The organism is Pseudomonas sp. A6 (genome assembly GCF_052367875.1).
In the GTDB taxonomy this organism is placed as follows: domain Bacteria; phylum Pseudomonadota; class Gammaproteobacteria; order Pseudomonadales; family Pseudomonadaceae; genus Pseudomonas; species Pseudomonas citronellolis.
The window spans coordinates 3,214,482-3,237,323 of sequence record NZ_CP198970.1 but is presented as its reverse complement, the minus strand read 5'-3'; the positions used below and the strand labels follow the sequence as shown (position 1 = coordinate 3,237,323).

Annotated in this window: 23 protein-coding genes; 8 read left to right on the top strand and 15 right to left on the bottom strand. The window is 68.0% G+C overall.

Features of this window, described 5'->3' with window-relative positions:
- Nucleotides 1–180: 180 nt before the first annotated feature.
- From ACTWJ5_RS14620 to ACTWJ5_RS14605, 4 genes are all read left to right on the top strand, one after another.
- Nucleotides 181–786 (top strand): LysE family translocator, encoded by a 606-nt coding sequence (locus ACTWJ5_RS14620; RefSeq protein WP_444439211.1) that lies wholly within the window; start codon nucleotides 181–183, stop codon nucleotides 784–786.
- A 68-nt stretch (nucleotides 787–854) separates the two neighbouring features.
- Nucleotides 855–1,181, top strand: coding sequence for a low molecular weight protein tyrosine phosphatase family protein (locus ACTWJ5_RS14615; RefSeq protein ID WP_024128409.1), 327 nt, complete (start codon nucleotides 855–857; stop codon nucleotides 1,179–1,181).
- Nucleotides 1,182–1,214: 33 nt separating this feature from the next.
- Complete coding sequence (locus ACTWJ5_RS14610; protein ID WP_249919868.1) at nucleotides 1,215–1,565, top strand: hypothetical protein; 351 nt, start codon at nucleotides 1,215–1,217, stop codon at nucleotides 1,563–1,565.
- 407 nt (nucleotides 1,566–1,972) lie between these two features.
- Complete coding sequence (locus ACTWJ5_RS14605; RefSeq protein WP_009620055.1) at nucleotides 1,973–2,245, top strand: hypothetical protein; 273 nt, start codon at nucleotides 1,973–1,975, stop codon at nucleotides 2,243–2,245.
- A 94-nt stretch (nucleotides 2,246–2,339) separates the two neighbouring features.
- On the opposite strand, the gene ACTWJ5_RS14600 is transcribed toward ACTWJ5_RS14605, so the two are convergent.
- On the bottom strand, nucleotides 2,340–3,038 hold the full coding sequence (locus tag ACTWJ5_RS14600; RefSeq protein WP_444439208.1) for a B3/B4 domain-containing protein: 699 nt from the start codon (nucleotides 3,036–3,038) through the stop codon (nucleotides 2,340–2,342).
- 261 nt (nucleotides 3,039–3,299) lie between these two features.
- Between ACTWJ5_RS14600 and ACTWJ5_RS14595 the strand changes: the two genes are divergently transcribed.
- Nucleotides 3,300–4,184, top strand: a complete 885-nt coding sequence (locus tag ACTWJ5_RS14595; protein ID WP_253390799.1) for a DMT family transporter — start codon at nucleotides 3,300–3,302, stop codon at nucleotides 4,182–4,184.
- Between the two features lie 420 nt (nucleotides 4,185–4,604).
- On the opposite strand, the gene ACTWJ5_RS14590 is transcribed toward ACTWJ5_RS14595, so the two are convergent.
- From ACTWJ5_RS14590 to ACTWJ5_RS14580, 3 genes are all read right to left on the bottom strand, one after another.
- Nucleotides 4,605–5,933 (bottom strand): MFS transporter, encoded by a 1,329-nt coding sequence (locus ACTWJ5_RS14590; protein ID WP_444439206.1) that lies wholly within the window; start codon nucleotides 5,931–5,933, stop codon nucleotides 4,605–4,607.
- A gap of 78 nt (nucleotides 5,934–6,011) precedes the next feature.
- Nucleotides 6,012–7,091, bottom strand: a complete 1,080-nt coding sequence (locus ACTWJ5_RS14585; RefSeq protein ID WP_444439204.1) for a C45 family autoproteolytic acyltransferase/hydolase — start codon at nucleotides 7,089–7,091, stop codon at nucleotides 6,012–6,014.
- 57 nt (nucleotides 7,092–7,148) lie between these two features.
- Complete coding sequence (locus tag ACTWJ5_RS14580; protein ID WP_444439202.1) at nucleotides 7,149–8,888, bottom strand: amidohydrolase; 1,740 nt, start codon at nucleotides 8,886–8,888, stop codon at nucleotides 7,149–7,151.
- Nucleotides 8,889–8,992: 104 nt separating this feature from the next.
- Here ACTWJ5_RS14580 and ACTWJ5_RS14575 point away from each other — a divergent pair, with 104 nt between their 5' ends.
- The gene (locus ACTWJ5_RS14575; protein ID WP_116425276.1) at nucleotides 8,993–9,907 is read left to right on the top strand and encodes a LysR family transcriptional regulator; all 915 of its coding nucleotides are present in this window, start codon (nucleotides 8,993–8,995) and stop codon (nucleotides 9,905–9,907) included.
- Nucleotides 9,908–10,097: 190 nt separating this feature from the next.
- Here ACTWJ5_RS14575 and ACTWJ5_RS14570 read toward each other — a convergent pair whose 3' ends face one another.
- The 7 genes from ACTWJ5_RS14570 to ACTWJ5_RS14540 all read right to left on the bottom strand — a co-directional run bounded on the left by ACTWJ5_RS14570 (nucleotide 10,098) and on the right by ACTWJ5_RS14540 (nucleotide 17,838).
- On the bottom strand, nucleotides 10,098–10,973 hold the full coding sequence (locus tag ACTWJ5_RS14570; protein ID WP_444439200.1) for a substrate-binding periplasmic protein: 876 nt from the start codon (nucleotides 10,971–10,973) through the stop codon (nucleotides 10,098–10,100).
- Between the two features lie 97 nt (nucleotides 10,974–11,070).
- The gene (locus ACTWJ5_RS14565; protein WP_444439198.1) at nucleotides 11,071–11,949 is read right to left on the bottom strand and encodes an alpha/beta fold hydrolase; all 879 of its coding nucleotides are present in this window, start codon (nucleotides 11,947–11,949) and stop codon (nucleotides 11,071–11,073) included.
- Between the two features lie 319 nt (nucleotides 11,950–12,268).
- Complete coding sequence (locus tag ACTWJ5_RS14560) at nucleotides 12,269–13,606, bottom strand: MFS transporter (RefSeq protein WP_253411403.1); 1,338 nt, start codon at nucleotides 13,604–13,606, stop codon at nucleotides 12,269–12,271.
- A 150-nt stretch (nucleotides 13,607–13,756) separates the two neighbouring features.
- Complete coding sequence (locus ACTWJ5_RS14555; protein ID WP_444439196.1) at nucleotides 13,757–14,947, bottom strand: CaiB/BaiF CoA transferase family protein; 1,191 nt, start codon at nucleotides 14,945–14,947, stop codon at nucleotides 13,757–13,759.
- Complete coding sequence (locus ACTWJ5_RS14550) at nucleotides 14,947–15,909, bottom strand: hypothetical protein (protein WP_444439194.1); 963 nt, start codon at nucleotides 15,907–15,909, stop codon at nucleotides 14,947–14,949. The genes ACTWJ5_RS14555 and ACTWJ5_RS14550 overlap by 1 nt, the downstream gene beginning before the upstream one ends.
- 114 nt (nucleotides 15,910–16,023) lie before the next feature.
- Nucleotides 16,024–16,659, bottom strand: coding sequence for a TetR/AcrR family transcriptional regulator (locus ACTWJ5_RS14545; protein ID WP_083426864.1), 636 nt, complete (start codon nucleotides 16,657–16,659; stop codon nucleotides 16,024–16,026).
- A 3-nt stretch (nucleotides 16,660–16,662) separates the two neighbouring features.
- A complete protein-coding gene (locus ACTWJ5_RS14540) occupies nucleotides 16,663–17,838 on the bottom strand; it encodes an acyl-CoA dehydrogenase family protein (protein ID WP_444439192.1) in 1,176 nt (391 codons plus the stop codon).
- Between the two features lie 470 nt (nucleotides 17,839–18,308).
- Between ACTWJ5_RS14540 and ACTWJ5_RS14535 the strand changes: the two genes are divergently transcribed.
- Both ACTWJ5_RS14535 and ACTWJ5_RS14530 read left to right on the top strand, forming a co-directional pair.
- Entirely contained in the window at nucleotides 18,309–19,514 is a 1,206-nt protein-coding gene (locus tag ACTWJ5_RS14535) for an MFS transporter (RefSeq protein ID WP_444439190.1), read from the top strand.
- A 136-nt stretch (nucleotides 19,515–19,650) separates the two neighbouring features.
- Nucleotides 19,651–19,839, top strand: a complete 189-nt coding sequence (locus tag ACTWJ5_RS14530; protein WP_009620021.1) for a hypothetical protein — start codon at nucleotides 19,651–19,653, stop codon at nucleotides 19,837–19,839.
- Nucleotides 19,840–19,849: 10 nt separating this feature from the next.
- On the opposite strand, the gene ACTWJ5_RS14525 is transcribed toward ACTWJ5_RS14530, so the two are convergent.
- The 4 genes from ACTWJ5_RS14525 to ACTWJ5_RS14510 all read right to left on the bottom strand — a co-directional run bounded on the left by ACTWJ5_RS14525 (nucleotide 19,850) and on the right by ACTWJ5_RS14510 (nucleotide 22,822).
- Nucleotides 19,850–20,089: a hypothetical protein gene (locus ACTWJ5_RS14525; protein WP_009620020.1), complete on the bottom strand. Its 240-nt coding sequence runs from the start codon at nucleotides 20,087–20,089 to the stop codon at nucleotides 19,850–19,852.
- Between the two features lie 11 nt (nucleotides 20,090–20,100).
- Nucleotides 20,101–20,997, bottom strand: coding sequence for a universal stress protein (locus tag ACTWJ5_RS14520; RefSeq protein WP_074985704.1), 897 nt, complete (start codon nucleotides 20,995–20,997; stop codon nucleotides 20,101–20,103).
- 115 nt (nucleotides 20,998–21,112) lie between these two features.
- Nucleotides 21,113–21,724: an eCIS core domain-containing protein gene (locus ACTWJ5_RS14515; protein WP_058072586.1), complete on the bottom strand. Its 612-nt coding sequence runs from the start codon at nucleotides 21,722–21,724 to the stop codon at nucleotides 21,113–21,115.
- A gap of 459 nt (nucleotides 21,725–22,183) precedes the next feature.
- Nucleotides 22,184–22,822 (bottom strand): response regulator transcription factor, encoded by a 639-nt coding sequence (locus ACTWJ5_RS14510; RefSeq protein WP_074985710.1) that lies wholly within the window; start codon nucleotides 22,820–22,822, stop codon nucleotides 22,184–22,186.
- Nucleotides 22,823–22,842 lie beyond the last annotated feature (20 nt).

Sequence of the window (22,842 nt, the reverse complement as noted above, 5' to 3'; positions counted from 1 at the left end):
CTGAATTCCTGATGGCCTGCGGCCTGGGCAAGCAGAGATGCACTTGCGCGGCGCGATCTGCCCCACCAGCCATCTATTCGATAAACGAATAGTTTATTGCTGGAATATGCGCTTTGCGTCCAGGCAAGGCCCATCCATGATCCGGCAGTGGCCTCCCGCAGCACCCACCCCGGAGATTTCATGCAATTCGATACCTGGCTGCTCTACCTGCTGACCTGCTGCGGCATCGCGGTAGTGCCCGGCCCCAATGCGCTGCTCGTGCTCACCCATGGCGCGCTTCACGGCAACCGGAAAACACTCTTCACGATCAGCGGCGGGGTCATCGGCTTCGTAGGGATGATCGCGTTGTGCGTCTTCGGCCTGGCGGCCCTGCTGAAGACGTCGATCCTCTGGCTGACCGCCTTGAAGATCGTCGGCGGGCTCTACCTTGTCTGGCTGGGCATCAATCTGTGGCGGTCGGAACCGGTGACGGTCCAGTTGGGCGACCTTTCCAGGTCGAGCGGCTGGTCGTTGTTTCGCCAGGGGCTGCTATCCGCCATTTCCAACCCCAAGGCCCTGCTGCTCTTCACCGCCTTCATCACTCCCTTCATCGATCCGCAGCGCAACCTGATGCTCCAGGCCGGGGTCCTGGCGTTGACCTATGCGGTGGTGGAGTTCACGGTGGAATTCGGGGTGGCCAGTGCCGCGAACCGGGTCCGGCCCTGGCTGACGCGGGCGGGACGGCGTTTCAATCGGGTCTGCGGCGGTTTCTTCGTTGCTTTCGGTGCACTGTTGCCGATTCGTTAGTGCTTCGAATGACCGCTTTGAGCCGCGGTCGGAATTTCAAAACGTCCCCTTTTTAGTCTGGATCAAGAGTGACCAACCTGCTTTTCATCTGCAGCCGAAATCAATGGCGTAGCCCCACCGCGGAAGCTATCTGGCGTCGCCGGCCTGGCTTCGATGCCCGTTCGGCAGGCACCAGCCCGAACGCCCGCAAACCCGTCGGCCCGGCGGATATCCGTTGGGCCGACGTGATCTTCGTGATGGAGCGCAAGCACCTGAATCGTCTGCGGGCGGAATATGCCCGTCTGCTTGAACACAAGCGGCTTCACGTTCTGGATATTCCCGATGACTACCGCTTCATGGATCCTGAACTGGTGGACATGCTCGACGATATGGTGACGTCCTGCCTTGCCGTCTGAGGCGCGCACAAAACGAATAGACAGGCTGCCCCCATGTACACCCTCCTCGACTTCAAGGAAGAAGCCCTCGCCGAGTACCTGAACTCGCCGCTGCGCAGGCATGGGCTGGATTCTTATGTCTTCAACACCGGCGTCAGCCCGGAGGGTGAGGCGATGTTTTCCATTGTCTGCCTGAATGCGAGCGAGCTTGGGCAGGCGCGGCATTTGATCTATAGCAGCCAGCAGCTTCTCCGGGACATTCATCCGGAGGCGGCGCGGGAGTTGGTGGAGATACGTCGGCGGAACCGGCAGCTTTTCTTGAGGCTGGTCACATCCAGGCCGGCCTTTGTGGTGGCGGCTTTGGCCATGACGGCGGCTGTGTTGGGCTACCTCTTTGGCCTGTGACGCGGGCGGCGGATTCACCTGAAATTTCCCACCCACATTCTCCCTTGTGGGCCTACAAAGGCCGTCGCTAGATTCGCTCCCTGTCACGGTCAATCCCGTGGCCGGGGTGTCGCAGCCCCGTGCACCGTTGTTCGCGTATAAGCGCCAAAGCATTCCTGCACAGGCGCTTTTTCTTGCCTGCTGCGTAGTGCAGTCATGGCGGATCGTGCGGGGCAGGCTTCGGCCTGGCCGGTTATATGCGCATCAACGGTGCCGGTACTGCGACCCCCGCACGATCCGCCGCCCCTCTTTCCGGGCTGGCGGTTTCTCCCTCCCAGAAGGAGCAACGGAAATGCACTGTCGCTTACATCTTGCTGTGTTCACCTTGCCGTCCCCCCTGCCCTGCGCCCTCGCCCTGGAGGTGTGCCATGGCTGATCCGAAACTGGTGCCGCTGCACCATCAGTCCTTCGAGGATGTTCTGTTCGTGAATGCCGGCGCGCCCGCGGCGCATCTGTACGATGCCGCCGCGCGCCGCCTGGCGGCGCTGGAGGACCTGTTGCACGTGCTGGAATGCCACGATGGCGACGACGTGCTGGTGCAGGAAACCTCGCGGTTGGCTTCGGCGCTGGTGCCGCTGGCCGGCGAGGCGCGGCATCTGTACGAGCTGGCCCAGCAACGGGCCGAGCGTAGCGGCGGCTGATCGCGCCGCCTGGATGGCCGAAGGCCGGGGCCTGTGCTTCCTTGTGGAGGCGCGGGCTCCGGCCTTCGGCTTTGATGGGCAATGGGTAGCCGGGTCAGTTCGCTCCGGTGGCGCTCACCAGCCGCTGCTCCACCCGCACCCCCGGCATCATCTGCCGCAGGCTTTCGGCCAGGCGCTCGCCGGCTTCGTGCAGGGCCTCCAACAGCATGGCCGGCAGGCTTTCGAGGATGAACCACATCTGCCGGGCCTCGGCGTCCAGGCGCGTGCGCACGCCCTGGCGCCAGTTCCAGCGGCGGCAGGTGGCGCCCAGGTCGTCGCGCCAGATGATTTCGCCGGGCAGCGGCGGGTCGTTGGCCGGCTGGCCTTCCTTGAAGGTGTCGAACGGCTCGCTGCCGTCAGCGATGGCCAGCCGCGGCGTGCCGACGTAGGCGGCCAGGTTCTCACCGCCCACCGGCAGCGCGTACTGGATGCTGATGGCGTTGTAGAGGTCCACCAGCGGGTCGATGCTCGGCAGGCTGCCGTCGCGCAGCACGCGCTTGCGCAGGGCTTCCACCGAGCAGGGGGTGCGCTGGGGCTTGGCGCCGAAACCACGGAACACCTCGGCCCAGGCGGCGATATGCGCCTCGGCCCAGGCCGGGCCGCCGTCGAGCAGCACCCGGCAAGCGCGCTCCACGGCCTGGCGGGCGACCTCTGGGCGCAGGATGGGCGCGGCCTCGACCGTCAGGCTCAGGGCGCGGAAGCCGGGGGCCAGGCGGGCGACCTCAGGGTCGATCAGGGGCAGTACGGGTTGCATCGAGGCATCTCTCTATCGGCGGTCGAAGGGGCTGGCGCGGGCTATTTCTAGCACCGCGGCGGGGCGCACTCCAGATCGATCCCGATGATTTAAGCGAATGCGCGATCAGTTTTCCTAATACACGCCGGCCGGCATCGCTGCGGCATGCAGGCAGCCAGAAGCGACAGCCCCCTTCCCGCCGAGCTGGCCGTTCGGACAAGATAGGCACGCCCCGCCGGGGCGCTTTCGCGCGTGTCCCCTTCCCTTTTCTGCCGGTGCCCCATGCAACCTCGCGATCTCGTCGCCTACCTGTATCTCGCTGTGGCCTGGGGCCTGTCGTTCCTGGTGCTGCTCAAGGCGATAGCCGGCTTCGGCTGGGTGGGCGCGGTGAGCTTCCGCGCGCTGATCGCCAGCCTCACCCTGCTGGCGGCGGCGCGGCTGAGCGGCCGGGTGCTGGACTTCCGCGGCCTGTGGCGGCCGCTGTGCGTGGTGGGCGCCACCACGGTGGCCGGCCAGCTGATCGGCATGACCTTCGCCACGCCGCTGATCGGCACCGCCATGGCGGCGATCTTCGTGGCGGCCATCCCGCTGTTCTCCATGGTCATCGGCCGCCTCTGGGGGCTGGAGCGCATCACCCTGGCCGGAGCCGCCGGGCTGGCCCTGGGGCTGCTGGGCATGCTCCTGCTGGTGGGCTTCCCGGCGGTGCCGGTGACGCCTTCCTTCATGCTGGGCTGCGCGGCCTCGATCTTCGGCGGCGTGTGCGCTGCCTTCGGCAGCAACTACGCGGCGCTGCGCCTACGCACGGCCGGCCCCTGGGAGGTGACCTGCGGCGCCTTCCTGGTGGGCGGGCTGCTGACCCTCCCATTGCTGTACTGGGTGCCGCCGCCGGGCGTGCCCTCGGCGCTGGACGTGCTCTACCTGCTGCTGTGCGGCTGCATGATGAGCGCCTTCAACTACGTGGTGTACTTCCACCTGGTCGCCCGCATCGGCGCCACCCGCACCATCAGCGTGGAGTTCGTGGTGACGGTGGTGGCGGTGCTGGTGGGGGCGCTGTGGCTGCATGAGCCGCTGTCGCTGGTGCAGGGGCTGGGGGCGCTGATCATTCTGGCGGGGTGTGCGTTGGTGCTGGGGTTGGTGCCCGGGGTGCGGCGGCGGGGGGCGGTTTGAGGTTGGGGTTTTGGGTTTTGGGTTTTGGGTTTTGGGCTTTGGGTTTTGGGCTTTGGGCTTTGGGCTTTGGGCTTTGGGCTTTGGGCTTTGGGCCTTGGGCCTTGGGCTTTTGTAGGAGCGAGCTTGCTCGCGAACAGAGTTACCCGGTAGCTGTGGTACTTCGGATTGACTCCGTCCCCTCTCCCCAGCCCTCTCCCTGAAGGGAGAGGGGGCTTGTCCGTGCCGAGAGAGGGAATGGAGTCAGCCGGAAACCTTCGGTGTTGCCGGCTGACTCCAGAACATCCAAACACACCGAACGGTCCCCTCTCCCTTCAGGGAGAGGGCTAGGGAGAGGGCGCTCTTCAGGGCCCACACCATGCCCAATTCGGAGCCCTGTTCGCGAGCAAGCTCGCTCCTACAAAAAACAAAAAGCTCCCCGCCTCAGGACAAGCTACGCACCCCCTCCCCCGTCGACGCCACGCCCCTGTCCACCTCTTCCATCTCCAGATACGCCGTCTCACGCATCACCAACGAACAGACCGCCACCAGCGCCATCGCCGCCGCGCCATACAGCGCCACGTAGACCGGCTGGTGACCACTGGCGATAAGGATCGCGGTAGCCGCGCTGGAAGCAGTCCCACCACCCAGTGCAGCCCCCAGCTGATAGCTGGCGGAAATACCGGAGTAGCGCATCCGCCGCGGGAACTGTTCGGCGAGGAAGGCCGGGATCGGGCCCTGGGTGGCGCCCATGAAGAAGCCCACGGCCAGGTAGGCCAGCAGGGCCAGCGCCAGGTGGTGGGTGCCCAGCAGCGGGAAGAAGGCGAACAGCCCCAGGGCCATGATGGCCGCGCCGAAGATCATCACTGTGCGGCGACCATAGCGGTCGGACAGGTGGCCGAAGAACGGCGCCGAGATGACGATGGCGATGGACAGCGCGAAGTCGAACAGCAGGGCCTGGCTGCTGCTGTAGCCGATGTCGGTGGCGTAGGCGAGGAAGAAGGTGCTGATGTAGGCCACGGTGATGTAGCCGAAGGCGATGCCGGTGCACAGCAGCAGCTCGCGCGGGTGCTGGCGCAGGGCTTCGAGCAACGGCATGCGGGCCTTGGGCTGGGCCTTGGCCGGTTGCGCCGGCGCCGGGTTCTGCAGGCGCGCGTAGAGGCCGACCAGCACCAGCACGCCGCCGAGCCAGAACGGGATGCGCCAGGCGATGCCGCCCAGGTCGTCGTCGAAGGCCAGGCTGACCAGGGCGAACACCGCCGAGCCGAAGATGCCGCCGATGCCGATGCCCATGCTCGTGAAGCTGCCCCACAGGCCGCGGCGGCCGCGGGGCGCTACCTCGATGCCGAAGAGCGCGGCGCCGCCCCACTCCCCGCCCGCGGCGAAGCCCTGCACCAGGCGCAGGCCCACCAGCAGGATGGGCGCGGCGATGCCCAGGCTGGCGTAGTCCGGCAGGAAGCCGATCAGCAGGGTGCTCATGCCCATCAGCAGCAGCGTGGCGACCAGCGCCTTCTGCCGCCCGTAGCGGTCGCCCAGGTGGCCGAACACCACGCCGCCCAGGGGCCGGGCGAAGAAGCCGGCGCCGAAGGCGGCGAAGGCCACCAGCACCGCGGTGAGGCGGTCCATGCCGGGGAAGAACAGCTTGGGGAAGACCAGGGCGGCGGCGTAGCCGTAGATGACGAAGTCGTAGAACTCCAGCGCGGTGCCCATGCCGGAGACGCAGAAGGTTTTGAACGCCGAGCGCGAGCCGGGCGTGGGGGTGTGGTCGATCATGGTGGTCTGCTCTTGTTCTTGTGGCAGCAGTGTTCCGCGCGGCGGCCGGGTGGCCGCCGCGGGGGTGGGTCGTTCAGCTCAGAAGCGCAGGAAGCCGTCGCGGGCCAGGGCCTTCGGGTTGCCGGCGTGGTACTCCAGGTTGCAGCCGACGCTGTCCAGGCCGATGGTCAGCAGGGTTTCCCAACGCTCGGTGTCCGGTTGCGACAGGTCCGGGTGGAAGCACACCACCGCCTGCTCGCCGGCCTCGCCGCAGAAGGCCTCGGCGCGCTGCGCCAGACCCTCGCGGACCATCCCCGGGGCCATGGCCGCCAGGTGGTCGAAGCGCGCGTAGGTGGTGGAGACGTCTGCGGTGCGCTCGCCGCGGGCCTGCTGCGGATCGACGAAGTGGTTGGTGTGCAGCACCCAGCCATCGGCGCGCGGCGGCACCACGGCGGTGGCCGCCGGGCTCATCTCGATGCTGGCGGCGCGCAGTTCGGCGTCGTCGCGGCTGAAGCAGGTCAGCACGGTGGAGGCGCTGACGCGGGCCGAGCCCACCAGTTCGATGGCCTCGGCCACGCTTGTGGCCTCTTCCAGCACGCGGCGGGCGATGGCGTGCACCGGCACCCCGGCCTCGGCGTTGTCGCCGGCGTGGTGGAGGATGTTGAAGTGCATGCCCAGGCCGGCGCTGTTGACGCCGATCTTGCCGAGCATGCCGAACTCGGTGAACAGCTTGACCGTCAGCCCGCTGCCGGCGGCCAGCTGCAGCAGCAGGCCGTGGGGCACCAGGCTGTCGTGCCAGTCCCAGGTCTGGATGCTCAGCGGCGCGGCGGCGCCATGGGGCGCGTAGACCGCAGTGGAGCACTCGCCTTCCAGCGGTTGCGCCGGCATCACCGCGAGGATTTCGGTGCGCGCGTTCAGCGCCGCCAGTTGCCACAGCGGCAGCTGCACGCCGGCGGCCAGGCCCTCGATCTCACGGGCCAGGGTCGGGCACCAGGCGTCCAGCGCGGCCAGGCTGGCCTCGCCGATGCCGCGCACCTGCTCGGCGGGCACGCCCACGCGGGGGAAGAAGTCGAGGTACAGCGCCACGGTGCGCCGAATCTGTTCCGCCCACCGCTCTCCAATCTGCCGCCCGCGCTCGAACGGCTCGCGGGTTTCGCTCACGAAGGAATGGATGATCACTGCAAGGCTCCTTTGTCGATTTGGAAAAACGCTGGGCGGGCTTCCCCGCCCGGCTGATCAGCGCTGGGCTGTCAGCGGCCGGCTGTAGACTTCACGGCCGGCGAACCAGGTGGTCAGCACCTGGGTGTCACGCAGGGCTTCGGGTTCCGCGGTGAAGACGTCGCGGTCCAGCACCACCATGTCGGCCTGCTTGCCGGGCTTGAGCGAACCGATGCTGTCTTCCAGGCGGATCATCCGCGCGGCGTTGAGGGTGTAGGCCTGGAACATGACCTGGCGGTCAATGGCCTCGTCGGCGTTGAGCACGCCCTTCGGGCCCTTGCGCGTCACCGCCTGGTAGATGGCCTTCCACGGGTCGGGCGTGGTGATCGGCCAGTCGCTGGCCCCGGCGAGGGTCGCGCCGTGCTTGAGCAGGGAATGGGCCGGGTAGGTGTACATGAAGACCATGGCGTCCACGTAGGGTTTGACGAGGTCGATGCTCGATTCATCCGCACTGGCCCAGTAAAGCTGCATGGAGGCGATCACGTCCAACTGCCTGAAGCGGTCGAAGTCCTTGGGGTTGACCATCTGCAGGTGGGTGATGGAGTGCGGGATGCCGCTGTGGCGGTCGCGGCGCGCCTGGGCCATGCCGTTGAGCGACTCGTGGATGGCGCGGTCGCCGATGGCGTGCACGTGCACCAGCCAGCCGCGGGCGTCGGCGGCGCTGACCAGCTCGCCGAAGTGCTTGGGGTCGATCAGCAGTTCGCCGAACTTGTGCGAGTTCTTGTAGGGCTCGAGCATGGCCGCGCTCTGTGCCGGCACCTCGGCCACGCCGTCGGCGAAAATCTTGATGCCCGGCAGCGTCAGGTTCGGCACGCCGAGGAACTGCTGGCGCACCTTGTCCAGCTCGTCGAGGTCCTTCGGGGTGGCCTTGGAGTCGGCCATCAGCAGCGCGGCGACGTGAACGGAGAGGTCGCCCTTCTCGGCCAGGGCCTTGTAGATCGGCAGCACGCCGGTGGAGGCGTTGGTGATGTCGGCGCCGGGGATTTCGTTGGCCAGCGGGTCCATCCAGGCGGTGATGCCCAGGCTGTTGTAGTAGCGCAGCGCGGCGTAGGCGCCGCGGGTCAGTTCCTCGGTGCTGGGCAGCGGCAGCAGCGCCTGCAGCGGGTAGAGCCCGGCGTCGACCAGGAAGCCGTTGGGGGTGCCGTCGGCATGGACGCCGAGGGTGGCTTTTTCTTCGCCCTCGAGGGTGGCGACTTTCGCCGCGTCCACCTTGGCGAGTTTCAGCATGGCCTGGTTGGCCCAGCCGGTGTGCAGGTCCCAGCCGACGAAGAGGATCGGCACCTGGGCCCATTCGCCCTGGTTGAAGGTCTTCTCCAGCGCCGGGATGTCGCCCCAGTAGGTGGACGGCAGGCCGCCGACGCTGAGGAACTCGCCGCGCTTCGCCTTGCCGTTGTCGCGCCATTCGCGCAGCTTTTTCTCAAGCTCGGGCACCGGCAGCAGCTCGCCGTCGAGGTTGGCCTGGAGCATCTGCAGGCCGCCCTTCACGGTGTGGCTGTGGGAGTCGATGAAGCCGGGCATCAGCACCTTGCCCTGCAAGTCGACGACGCGGGTGCCGGCGGCCTTCAGGCGCAGCACCTGCTCGTCGCTGCCCACCGCCAGGACCTTGCCGTTCTCGATGGCCACCGCCTGTTGCAGGCCCTGGCCGGGCTCGGCGGTGTAGACCTTGCCGCCGTGGAGGATGAGGTCAGCGGCGGCCATACTTTCCGCTGAGGAAAAAACACAGGCCATGGACACCAGCGCCGGAATCAGTATTTTCATGGGTTCGCCCAGGTTCTTGTTGTGTGAACGCAGGTTAACCAAAGCCCGGCACGGCTTTAATGCCGATTTTTTGCACAACTTCTGTGCCTGACAGGAATAGATAAATGGACAAGATGACCGCCCTGACCATGTTCGTCGCCACCGCCGACCACGGCGGCTTCAGCCGCGCCGCCGAACACCTGGGCAAGACACCCTCGGCGGTGACCAAGGGCGTGGCGCAGCTGGAGGCGGAACTCGGCGCGCGGCTGTTCGAGCGCACCACCCGGCGCATGGCGCTGACCGAGGCCGGGCAGATCTACCTGGAGGGCGCGCGCCAGGCGCTGCTACACCTGCAGGCGGCCGGCGCGGAAGTGGAGCAGTTGCAGAAGGACCTGCGCGGCACCCTGCGCATCGCCGCCCCGCCCTCCTTCGCCCCGGCCTTCCTCAACCAGGTGTGCGGCGCCTTCCTCGAGGAATACCCGCAGGTGCGCCTGGAGGTGGACCTGCAGGACGAGTTCGCCGACCTGGTGGAAGGCGGCTACGACCTGGCCCTGCGCGACGGCCCTGTCGACCTGCCGGGGGTGATCGCCCAGCCGCTGCTGGAGAACCACCTGCTGCTGTGCGCCAGCCCCGCGTACCTGGCGCGCAAGGGCATGGACGTGACCCTGGAGAACTACACCGAGCACGACTGGCTGATCTTCCGCCACCCCATGCTCAACCGGAACTTCTGGTGGGTGAACCGCGACGGCGAGCGCATCCGCCTGAAGCAGCCGGTGCCGCGCCTGGCCAGCGACAACTACGACTTCCTGCTCGCCTGCCTGCTGGCCGGCCACGGCGTGCAGTTCCTGCCGCAATGGAGCGCCCTGCCCTACCTGGCCCGCGGCGAGCTGGTGGAACAACTGCCGGACTGCTGGCGCGACCAGAGCGCCTTCGGCGCCACCATCCACGTGCTGTTCCTGCCGCACCGGCGCAACACGCGCAAGGTGCGGGTGTTCATCGAGGCCCTGAAGGCGCACCTGCGGGCGCAGGGGTTGGGGTGAGGCCCGGCGCATTCTCCAGAATCCCCGCGGCCGTGCTCTTCGTAGGAGCGAGCTTGCTCGCGAACAAATGCGGTGCCATGCGGTTCGCGAGCAAGCTCGCTCCTACGAGAAGCCGGGCCTGCCGGTGCGGTAGGAGCAACCGTCTATTGGGTTCCCGCGTTCGCGGGAATGACGTCGGAAAACACGACTCTCACCCCGTCATTCCCGCGAACGCGGGAACCCAGAAAACGTAGCGGGCCCTGCCCGCGATTCGCGCGCAGGGCGCGCTCCTACAGGGGGCTAAGGAGCGCTGCAGGATCGCCTGGTACTCCCCGCCCTCGACCAGCTCGCGCATCGCCCGGGCATAGCGCTCGACGAACGCCGGCGTGGTGGTGCGTTTGCTGAAGGCGACTTCCGCGGCGTCGCTGGAAACCACCACGGCGGTGGGGCCGATGCGTTCGTTCAGGCCCAGTTGCTCCAGCTCGTAGAGGCCGCTGTTCTCGTCGGCGATGATGCCGTCGAGGCGGCCCTTGTCGATCATGTGCCAGAGGTTGCCGCGGCTGGGATTGAAGAACACCCGGCTGGCGAAGTCATGGTTGGCGAGCAGTTGCTGGTAGGACTCGCCGTAGCTCACGCCGACCTGCGCGCCCAGGCGGAACGAGGTGCCCAACAGGTCGAGCAGGCCATGCAGGCCGTCCCGGGCGGGGTCGCCCTTGCGCATGAACAGGATGTTCCGCGAGGGCTGCAGGATGACCCCGGAGAAGTAGGCGTAGACCTCGCGCTCCGGCCGGCGGAAGGCGCCCGGCAACACGTCGAGACGGCCCTGCTCCAGCTCCTTCAGCGCCCGCGCCCAGGGCAGCTTGACCAGCGTCACCTGGCAGCCCAGGCGCTCCAGGGTGAGCCGGTTGATGTCGACGTTGATGCCGCCGATCTCGCCATTGGGCAGGAGCATGCTGAAGGGCGGGTCGTCGTCCCAGCGCAGGGTCTTGTAGCAGGCCGGCGCCAGGGCCGGCAGCAGCGCCAGCAACGCCAGGCACAGGCGGGGCAGCAGGGACGCGAATCTCGTTGCGGCTCGGGACAAGGTCACGGCTCTCGGCATTCTTGTGTCCGGCGAGTCTAGTGGTTCGCGGCCTCTGTCAGCCAGAGCCGTAAGACCATTCCGTCAGGCAAAAGCAACCACTTGGCTAGACCGCCACGCCGAGCAGCCGCGCGACCTCCTCGGCCACCAGCGCCGGCTCGCTGAGGATCAGCCCGTGGCCCGAGCGCTCGGCCAGCACATGGCGGCCCTGGGGCGACTGCCGGGCGCGGTAGGCATGGGCGGCGTTGGCCGCCGCGCGGATGCGCTCGCTCATGCCGAAGTCCGCCAGGGCGCCGGAGATGACCGTCAGCGGGATGTCCGGCAGCACCGGCGGTTGGTTGCGATAGGTTTCCAGCGCCGCCACCAGGCCGGCCAGCTCGGCGCCGCGGGTATGCATTACGGGCATGGTGAAGCCTTCCCGGCGCAGGTCGGCGAGTACGTCTTCGGGCAGTACGGCGATGGCCTTGCGGTAGCAGCGCTCCAGCAAGCCGCAGCGGGCCAGCAGCCAGCTGGCCGCGTGGGCGAACTTCTCCAGGCGGCGGAAGGCCGGGGTGAAGATCAGTTCGCAGGCTTCGTCGGAGACGTCCGCCAGCACCAGCCCGGCGATGCGCTCCGGCCGCGCGGCGGTGGCGGCGCGCACCAGGGGGCCGCCGCCGCTGTGCGCCACCAGCACGAAGGGCCCGGGGCCGAGGTGGTCGAGCAGGTCGTTGAGGTCGTCGGCCATCCGCTGCATGTTGCGCGGCTGGGCGTCCGCCGGGCTGCGGCCGAGGCCGCTGCGGTCGTAGACCACGGCGCGGGTCCACTGGGACACCAAAGGCTGGACCAGCCCCCAGAAGGAACGGCTGGCGGCCAGGCCGCTCTCGAACACCACGGTGGGGGCCTGCCCTTCCGCCGGGCCTGAGAGGGTCTGGTAGAACAGGTCGCGGCCATCGCGGGTGGGGGCTAGGCCGGGGGTGCCCTGGGTGGGTGCGGGGGCTGGGGACATGGGGTGTCCTGGTGGGGTGTGGCAGTAGGTGGCGAATGATAATCATTATTTTCAGATCAGCGATATGTTGTTGTCTTGGTGTGTCTGGTCGACTCCGCGCCCTCTCCCCAGCCCTCTCCCTGAAGGGAGAGGGGGCTAGTCCGTGCCGAGAGAAGGAATGGCTTCAGCCGGCAATCTCTGCGCTAGCCGGCTGACTCCAGAACATCAACGTCTGCCCAACGGTCCCCTCTCCCTTCAGGGAGAGGGTTAGGGAGAGGGCGCTCTTCAGGACACGCCCCGAATCCAGCCGGCAGAACACCGTTCGCGAGCAAGCTCGCTCCTACTTCGCCTTGTTCTCCCGCAACATGCGCCTGGGAATCCCCAGCAGGATGGTCAGGCCCCCCGCGATCAACACCAGCGCAACCGTATACATCCCCCACGACAAGCTCCCCGTCGCCCCGCGCACCCAGCCGATGACGATGGGCGCGGTCAGCCCACCCACCTGCCCCAGGCTGCTGATCAGCGCGATGCCTCCGGCCGCCGCCGTGCCGGACAGGAACGCAGTGGGAATGGTCCAGAACAACGCCGTCACCGAGAGATAGCCGACGCACATGATCGACAGCAGGACGATCGACAGCGTCCAGTTCGACGGCAGGTAGCCGATGGCGGCGACGGCCCCGGCCACCACCAGGATGCAGGCCATGAAGTGCCAGCGGCGCTCCACCACCCGGTCGGAGTTCCAGCAGACGATGAGCATGCCGATCGCGCCGACTATCCAGGGCAGCGCGGACAGCAGGCCGATGTACCAGACGTTGGTCACCCCCGACTGCTTGATCAGCGTGGGGGCCCAGAAGTTCAGCACCGAGCCGGCCCAGGGAATGACGAAATAGCCGAAGGCGGCGATGTAGACCCAGGGGTTCCTCAGCGCCGCGGAGAAGTCGTGGCCCTTCTCGACGGCGGCCTTGGCGCTGGCGTCCTCGGCCAGGTGCGCCTGGACGATGGCCTTTTCCGCCGGGCTGAGCCACTTCGCCTGCTCCGGCTTGTCGGCCAGGTAGAAGTAGGCGATCACGCCGGCGACGATGGACGGCGAGCCTTCGAGCAGGAACAGCCACTGCCAGGCCTTCAGCCCGTATACGCCGCCCATGTTGTGCATGATCCAGCCGGAGACGATGCCGCCGATGGTGCCGGCCGCGGCGATGCCGAGGATGAACCTGGAGGTGACGCGGGCGCGGCGCCCGGACGGGTACCAGTAGGTCAGGTAGAGAATCACCCCGGGCAGGAAGCCCGCCTCGGCGCAGCCCAGCGCTATGCGCGCGACGTAGAACTGCATGGGGGTCTGCACGAACATCATGCAGGTGGAGATCAGCCCCCAGAGGATCATGATCCGGGAGATGGTGACCCGCGCGCCGAATCGCTGCAGGCACAGGTTGCTCGGCACCTCGAAGAGGATGTAGCCGACGAAGAACAGGCCCACGCCGAAGCCGTAGGCGGCTTCGCTGAGGCCGATGTCGGCGCTGAACTCCAGGTGGGCGAAGCTGATGTTCACCCGGTCGATGAAGCCGAGCACGTAGCAGATGAACAGGAAAGGCAGGATTCTCAGGTTGAGTTTCCGATAGGTCGCGTCGACGTCCGACGGGTTCAGATCGGCCAGCGTTATTGCGGGGGTTGCTGATTGCATCGTTGTTCTCCACCCGTTGGTTGCCTGCGAAAAGCATGCAAAGGCCCTTGCCCGCTCTTCGCAGAGGGACAGCCGCTATTCGATTGATCGTGCTGGTGAGTGCGGGTCAGCCTTGCGGCCGGCCCAGGCGCGAAAGGCGCGCGGGCAGCCTCAAGGCTCCCGTTCGGCGCCGAATACGCCGCGCTCGGCGAGCGCCTTTATCTGCGCACTGGAAAAGCCATACGCCATGAGCACTTCGTCGCGGTGCTCGTCGAGCCGGGGCGGCCGCCTGCGCAAGGCGCCCGGCGTGCGCGCCAGCTTCACCGGGATGCCCGGGCCGCTGTAGCCCTCCTCGTCCATGACCATGTGGCGATGCAGCGTATGCGGCGCCTGCGCCACCGTCCCGACGTCGAGGATGGCCGCGGCCGGCACGCCCTTGCGCAGCAGCTCCTCGCCGAACGCCTCGCCGCGGACTTGCCTGAACAGCCTTTTCAGCTCGACTTCGAGCGCGGCCCGGTTCTCGACGCGCAGCCCGTTGCTGGCGTACCGCGCATCGTCCGCCAGGCCGGGCGCCCCCAGCAGCTGGGCGAGCAGGCGGAACTGCCGGTTGTTCGCCACGGCGACGAATATCGGCGCGCCCGCCGTCTCGAACAGGTCGTAGGGCACTATGTTCGGGTGGCCATTGCCGACCGGCCTGGGCGGCACCTTCGAGGCCAGGAAGTTCGCCAGGTACGGGTGCGCCATGCTCACCCCGCTGTCGTACAGGGCGACGTCGGCCATCTGCCCGCGGCCGCTGCCGTTGCGCTCGTGCAGCGCCAGCAGGGCCGCGAGCGCCGCGTTCATGCCGGTGCACATGTCGACGATGGGCGAGCCCAGCCTGACCGGCAGCCGCCCGGGTTCGCCATTGATGCTCATCAGGCCGGAAAGCGCCTGCACCACGGCGTCGTAGCCGGGCAGTTCGCCGAGCGGGCCGTCGTCGCCGAAGCCGGTGATGCGGCAATGCACGAGCCTGGGCAGGCGCCGGGTGATCTCCAGCGGCGATTCGATGCCCCAGGCGCGCAGGGTGCTCGCCTTGAAGTTCTCGATGAGCACGTCGGCGCTTTCCAGCAGCGTCCAGAACACCTCGCGGCCGGCCTCGGAGCCCATGTCCAGGGTGATCGCCCGCTTGTTGCGGTTCACCGCGTTGAAATACGCCGCGCTGCCCTCCACGAACGGCGGGCCGAAGCCCCGGCACTCGTCGCCCTCGGGGCCTTCCACCTTGACCACGTCGGCGCCGTGGTCCGCCAGTATCTGCGCGGCGAAGGGCCCGGCGAGAACCCGCGAGGCGTCGATGACGCGCAGTCCTTCCAGTGCGCCGGCCATCACACACCTCCCCCGACGTGCCAGGTGAAGCGGCCGTTGGCCAGGTCCTTGTGGGTGACGCTCAGCGCCAGCCGGTGGTTGTGCGCATCGGCGGCGCCTTCCAGCAGGCCGTTCCAGATGTCGAAGACCGCCGGGTGCAGGGCCTGTGCCTGGCCGAACAGCGTCCATCCGCGCTGGCTGATGGCGTAGCCGTCGGTGGTTTCCTGCACCCTGACCTCGTCCCCCTGGGCCCGGGCCAGCCTGGCCAGGAAGTCGACGAAGGCGTGCAGCGACTTGTCCTGTGCCACGCCCAGGCGCGCCGCCGTCTCGTGATAGCACTGCATGGCGACCTGGCGCGCCGAGAGGCGCAGCACGTTCACCGCCTCGCTGGGGCCAAAGAGGTCGACGGCGGTGGGCAGGGTCGAGCGGACGTATTCCATCGCATAGTTGCGGCTGGCCTTCTCGATGCGCGCCTGCGGCCAATCACTGGAGGGCAGCGTGGGCGCGGCGGCCGGGTCGAAGTCCGGGGCGTCTTCGTGGCGGGCGAAGCGCAGCCGCTCGTGGGGCGCCAGGGGCGCGTCGTATTCGTAGTAGTAGCCTTCGAGGCCGGACTGGCCGTCGGCGGTCTGCTTGGTGCAGACGAAGCCCAGGCGCGGGTTGCCCAGGGTGACGCCGTTCTGCGCATGCCAGCCACGCAGCATGGCCGCGGAAACCTCCGAGGGGATGCCGCACAGCGCGGTGCCCGACCAGATCCAGCGCGGCGGCGTGTAGCGCACCCAGGCCTTGCGGTCGCTCTCGTACATGTACTCGACGCAGACGCCGCCGATGTTGTTCGACAGGTAGTGATATTGCGCGGCGGCCACCGCGGGCGGGAGCTTGTCGATGCCCAGTTTCGCCAGGCCCTGGAGGAACCGTTCCGAGCGTTGGCGGCAGAACACCTGGTAGACCAGTTCCGCCGCGCGGGATGTGCCTTGCCGGGTCACCGAGGAAAGTACCATCCCAGTGAAAAACGAGTGGTACCAGTGCGCTACCGCATGCCATGCCTCGCTGGTTTCTTTATCGACTACCGTATTCATCTCTACTACCTTCTAGTTGTTTTAGGTTTGCCTGAGACCATCTACGACGTAATCCGCAATATCTTCTGCAACTTTCAGCCGCTGCATATCCGTTTCGCCCGGTTGCCGGCGATACCACATGGTCGTCCAGTTCAATGCCCCCAACAGCGGCTTGACCAACAGGTGCGAATCGACGGACTTGAATATGCCGGCGACGATTCCCTCCTCTATCACTTCGCGAAACAGCGCTTCGTATTCGTCGCGCATGACGATGAGCCGCTGCATCTCGGCGCGCTGGGCATCGGTCAGGCTGCCGGTGAGGTGCATCTCGACGCCCTGCACGGTCACCCGCTGGTAGGACGTGTATTCCATCATCAGCCGGGTATGTTCGATCGCCATCCGCCGCAGCCGCTGGTCCGCGCCCAGGGCTACGTCCGCGGCGATGGGCGCAACGCTTTCCAGGTTCATTTCCATGGCCCGCCGGTGCACGGCGGCGAACAGGTCCCCCTTGCTCCGGTAGTAGTAATAGACACTGCCCTTGGTAGCCTGTATCTGATCCGCCACGTAATCGATCGAAGTTGCTTCATAACCAACTCTGGAAAACGCCTCTGCCGCGGCATCCAATATCGCCGACTGACGCAGCGGCATGTTTTCGTAACGGACGGATTTATTAGCCACACTTCATTCCTTCTTGTTCGGGTTTGCACACAACGAATGTTTTACCTGGCGCGCCAGGACCACCCGCTGGATCTCCGAAGTGCCTTCGTAGATTTCGGTGATCCGCTGGTCGCGATAATAACGTTCCATCGCGCTGGGCTTTACGTAGCCCCGGCCACCCAGAATCTGTAGGGCATCGTCCACAATGCGGTGGGAAGATTCGCTGGAGAACAGCTTGGCCATCGCCCCCAGCCCGGTTATGTCGTCGCCGCGGTCGTATGCGCGGGCGGCTTCGTAGGTCAGCATGCGGGCCGCGGACAGCGAGGTGACGGCGTCGGCCAGTTTGAAGCCGACGCCCTGGTGGTCGATGATCGGGCGCCCGAAGGTGCTGCGTTCCACCGCATGGGCCGCGGCCTCCTCGAATGCCGCCAGGGCGATGCCGTTGGCCTGGGCGGCGATGACCACGCGCCCCACGCCAAGGGTGGCCAGCGCCAGGCCCAGGCCCTTGCCGGCTTCGCCGACGACGGCGTCGTCCTCGACGTAGGTGTCCAGCTTCAGGTTGGTGGTGGTGGTGCCGCGGATGCCCAGCTTGTCTTCGTAGTGGTCGATCACCACGCCCTCGGCGTCCCGGGCCACGACGAAGGCGCTGATGGCCTTCCTGCCAGCGTTCTCGCCGGTGGCGGCGAAGACGATGAAGTGCCGGGAGTGGCCGCCGTTGCCCAGCCAGCATTTCTCGCCGCGTATCCGCCAGCCCTTGCCCGTGCGGATGGCGGTGGTCTGCAGGGCGGCGGGGTCGGAGCCCGCGCCACGCTCGCTGAGCGCGAAGTTCACCGCGGCCCCGGTTTCGGCGAGCCCGCCCAGCAGCCGGCGCTTCTGCGCGTCACTGCCGCCGAGCAGTACGGGGAACGCGCCGAGGGACAGGGCCGCCATGATCGCAGCGGTGGAAGCGCAGCCGCGCGCCAGCTCCTCGACCACGGCCACCAGCGCGCACAGCGATGCCCCTTCGCCGCCATGTTCGCGGGGCACGAACATGCCGCTCAGGCGGTTTTCCAGCAGCACGGGCAGGTGTTCCAGCGGGTAGCGCTGGTCGCGGTCGATCTCGGCGGCCAACGGGCGGAAATGCCGCTCGCCGAGCAGCCGGGCGATCTCCTGCCAGCGGCGCTCGTCGGCGGTCAGCGGTGGGCTCCAGATGATGCTCATGGGAATACTACCGAGTAGGTTTTCGAAAAGTGACGACGCATCCCGGGCAGGCCGGAATCCCGTCTTGCGATCAACATACTACTCAGTATCCAAATCCGTCATCGCCCCGCCGGCAGCCCGCCCCCGCTGCCCGCCAAGCAAGATGCCGCCCCTCTCCAGCCCCCTTCCGCCGACGCTTCCCGACCCAGCCTCCGTCCCGCAAAGCAGCGCAAACCCTGACGTAGGATGGGTGGAGCGAAGCGATACCCATCACCCTGACAGACACGCCCACCAGGAACACTCCTACAGACATGGATACCGCTTTACCCAGCAAAAACGACCAACGCCCTACCCATCTATTCCGAGCCTTCCGTCCACCCCGGCGGAACCTTCTGCTATCCTGTGCGTCCTTTCGCTGTCGGTCACTGCCTTGACCGTGCTCCCCGTGACAGCCGCGCCCCGGCGCACCGCATAAGACCAAAGGACCCCTGATGACTACCTCCACAACCGAACCGCGCAGCCGCGGTGCGGCCCTGGTGCTATTCGCCCTCGCCGTGGGCGGCTTCGCCATCGGCACCACCGAGTTCGCCACCATGAGCCTGCTGCCGCTCTTCGCCCCGGCCCTGGGCATCGATGCGCCCACCGCCGGCCATGTGATCAGCGCCTACGCCCTGGGCGTGGTGGTGGGCGCGCCGCTGCTGGCGGTGCTCGGCGCGCGCCTGCCGCGGCGCACCCTGCTGGTGCTGCTGATGGGGCTGTTCGCCATCGGCAACGGCCTCAGCGCGCTGGCGCCGACCTACCACTGGATGCTGCTGTTCCGCTTCATCAGCGGCCTGCCCCACGGCGCCTATTTCGGCATCGCCGCGCTGGTGGCCGCCTCGCTGGTGCCGCCGCACCGGCGCACAGTGGCGGTCGGGCGGATGTTCCTCGGGCTGACCGTGGCCACCATCGTCGGCGTGCCCCTGGCCAACTGGCTGGGCCAGGCCCTGGGCTGGCGCTGGAGCTTCGCGCTGGTCGCCGCCCTGGGCGTGACCACCATGCTCTGCGTGCGCCTGCTGGCGCCGTACTCGCCGCCCGAGGCCGGCGCCAGCCCGCTGCGCGAGTTGGGCGCGCTGAAGCGCGGCCAGGTGTGGCTGACCCTGGGCATCGGCGCCATCGGCTTCGGCGGCCTGTTCGCGGTGTACACCTACCTGGCCGACATCCTCGGCGCGGTCACCCACGTCTCCCCCGCCGTGGTGCCGCTGGTGCTGGCGGTGTTCGGCGTCGGCATGACCCTCGGCAACATGTTCATCCCGGTGCTCGCCGACCGCGCGCTGATGCCCACCGCCGGCGGCCTGCTGGTGTGGAGCGCGGTGGTGCTGGCGATCTTCCCGTTCACCGCCGGCAACATCTGGAGCATCGCGCTCTGCGTGTTCTTCGTCGGCTTCGGCGGCGCCCTGGGCACGGTGCTGCAGACGCGCCTGATGGACGTGGCCGAGGACGCCCAGGGCCTGGCCGCGGCGCTGAACCACTCGGCCTTCAACTTCGCCAACGCCCTGGGCCCGTTCCTCGGCGGCCTGGCCCTGGCCGCCGGCTACGGCTGGACCTCGCCGGGCTGGGTGGGCAGCCTGCTGGCCATCGGCGGTTTCGTGCTCTGGTCGATCTCCTTGGCCGCCAGCCGCCGCCAGGAAAGGGCCGCCCTGCAGGGCGACTGCTGAGAAAGCACCGCGCTGCCGTCCGGCTGTGGCCGGCAGCGTCCGCTGCGCGGGGTTGATGCGGATCAAGCCGTCGCCCCCTGCGCGGCGTACAAGTGGTTGCAGTCCACTTCCCCGCCGGCTCCGCCAGGAGGCTTCCATGCGCACGCAACTGCTGCACACCCGCGATGGCCACTGCTACGTCCAGCTCGACCAGTTCCGGGTGCCCTTCCACGACGAAACCCAGGCCCGCGACTACCTGGAGCGCCTGCAGCAACGCCTGGCCGCGCCCCACGCGCTGGCCGAGGCCCGCCGCCGCGACGCCGAGCAACGGCGCCACGGCAGCTGAGCGCCTGCTATCAAGGACGACGCGCCGTGGGCCCGTCGTCCTTCTGCTGTTCCACCCAGAGCGAGCGCGGGTCGCAGATGATCCGCGACGGGTTGCCGATGGACACCAGGCACACGCGGTTCTCCCAGCGGTCCCAGAGGAACACGTACTGGGCGTCGCCGCCGGCGGGGGTATAGCGCAGCATCATCCAGGCCACCACGGCGATGGCCCAGAGCGACAGCAGCAGGGCGAGGAACGCGACCATCTTCATGGCCGCGCGCCTCAGGGCCGGACCGCGAGAATGCCCGAGTGCACCCGGTACAGCGCCTGTTCGGTGGTGCTGCCGATGATCTTCGCCAGGCCCGGGCGGTAGAGGGTGCCCATGACCACCACGTCGAAGCGTTTCTCGTTGGCGAATTCGCTGATGACCTGGGTGGCCGCGCCCTTGACCAGGTGCTGGTAGGGCCGGCCGACGCCGAAGCGCTCGCCGATGCGGTCCATGCGCTGGCGCGAGCGGCCGCTCATCTGCTCGGCGACCTCCGGCGACCAGGCCACGGGCCCGGCGGCATAGGCCAGGTAGCCGCTGGCCAGGTCATAGGCCTGCAGCAGGTGCAGCTCGGCGCCGCACTGCCGGGCCAGGGCCTGCGCCGACTCGACGATGTGGTCGTTGAGCTGGTCGACGAGCACGTCGTCCTGGGACAGGTCCAGCGCGGCCAGCACCCGCTGCGGGCGTGGGTTGTCGGCGGTGCTGACCAGGTGCAGCGGCACCGGGCAACGGCGCAGCAGTTGCCAGTCCAGGGGCGTCATGATCGCCCGGCTCAGGGCCGGCTCGTACTGGCTGTCCTTCACCACCAGGTCGATGCCGTGCTGCTCCACCAGGCGCAGCGCCTCCTCCAGCGGGTTCTCGGTCCAGATCGCCTCGACGCCGACCTCGACGCCCTGGGCGCGCAGCTCCCCGGCGCGTTCCTCCAGCCAGCGCTCCTGGCGCAGCCGGGTTTCTTCGCGGGCGCGGGTCTGCAGCACGCTGTCGAGCACGCCCAGGCCCACCGGCAGGGCATCCAGGGTAACCATGTGCAGGTGGCCGCCACCGGCCAGCGCCAGGGCCTTGGCCCGCGCCATGGCGGCGGAGTCACGGAGCAGGGGATCGCAGATCAGCAGCAGGCGCGTGTAGGCGTTCATGGGGGACCTCCGGAGGGGGACAGGGGTTGTGCCCTAAGCCTGCGCCTTCGTCGTTATCGGCCCCTTGATGTGCATCAAACGCGCCGCAGCGCCTGCCAACCGGCGGCGAACCCGGCTAGTCGCCGGCCGGCGCCCGTGCGCTGCGCACTTCCCGGGAGACCTGGTTCTGGATGGCGTAGGCCGGGTCTTCCAGGGCGCTGAAGTTGCGCACGTACTGGCGGGCGAAGCCGTCCACGCCCAGCTCGCGGTACTGCTGCACGTGCTTGAGCTCGTGGGCCCAGAGGGCCAGGTTGTGCAGCGCGTCGTCCTCGTTGCGGAACACCACCACGTCGACCAGCGTCACGGCGACCACGTCCTGGTTCTGCAGCATGGCGCTGGCGGCGTCGACGTCCTGGCCCTGGCCGACGCGGTAGCGCACCGCCTGCAGCAGGTCGTCCGGGTACCAGGCCTGCAGTTGCACGCGCAGGTCCAGCGGCAGCGGCTGCACGCCGGCGGCCACCATGCGCTCGCGGGACTGGCTGAGCCACTGCGCCAGGGCGGGTGCGGCGACGTTGCGCGCGTCTTCCTGGAGCACGCCGAACACCCCATCGGGGTCGGCAACGCAGATACAGCCGCCCAGGCAGACCTCCGACTGCCCGGCCGGGCAGGCATACAGCGCCGCGCTGGCGCTTAGGCCGGCGGCAAGGAGCAGTGAAAGCAGCGGACGCGACGGACGGGACTTCGACAAGCGGGGCTCCTGGGGTTCGGGCAGGCGGGCGAGTATACCCGCCTTGTTTCAGACAACGGCGGTGGGGGGTTAGCTCCCCGGGGATGCCTCGGTGGTCAGCGGCGTTTCACGTAGGGCGCATAACGCCTATGGCGTTATCCGCCGTTTGGCCCTGGCTTCCGGCGGCGCCAGGGTTGACCTTGGCGCTGGCTATGGCCCCGGTGTATCGGCGGATAACCGCGAACGGTTATCCGCCCTACGGCTCCAGGGAGGCACGGTCGTAGGAGCGGACTCCGTCCGCGATATGTCGATCCCGGGCAGCACAATCGCGGATAAGATCCGCTCCTACGCTGCCCCGCTCGCGCCATTCCCCTGTAGGAGCGCGCCCTGCGCGCGAATCGCGGGCAGGGCCCGCTCCTACAGGTTGACGCCGAACAGCCCCCTCTCCCGCTTGCGGGAGAGGGCTGGGGTGAGGGTGCTCTACGGCCGCAACCGCAGCGGATCCACCAACCCCGCCGCAATAGCCATCCCCACCAGGTCGGCCAGCGTCTGCGCCTGCATCCGCTTCATCACCCGCGCCCGGTACAGGTCCACGGTCTTCACGCTGATATCCAGCTGCTCCGCCACCTCGCGGTTGGTGTAGCCGCGCACCAGCGGCAGCAGCACGTCGCGCTCGCGCGGGGTGAGCGCGGCGAGGCGTTCGTCCACCTCGCCCAGGCCGGCTTGCGAGGCGTGCTGGCGGGCGCGGGATTGCAGGGCCTGCTGCACGCTGTCGAGCAGCAGCTGCTCGTTGTAGGGCTTCTCGATGAAGTCCAGCGCGCCGGCCTTGAAGGCGCGGATGACGATGGGCACGTCGGCGTGGCCGCTGACGAAGATCACCGGCAGCTCCAGGCCGCGCCGGCGCATTTCCTCCTGCACGCTCAGGCCGCCCAGGCCGGGCATGCGCACGTCCAGCAGCACGCAGCCGTGGGCGTCGGCCGGGCAGGCGTCGAGGAAGTCGCGGCCGCTGGTGAAGGGCAGCGCCTTCAGACCCACCGACTCGAACAGCCAGACCGTGGACTCGAGCATGCCCGGGTCGTCGTCCACCACGTACACCACCGCCTCTTGCGGTACTTCCATGCCCTGCTCCTGTGCTTTTT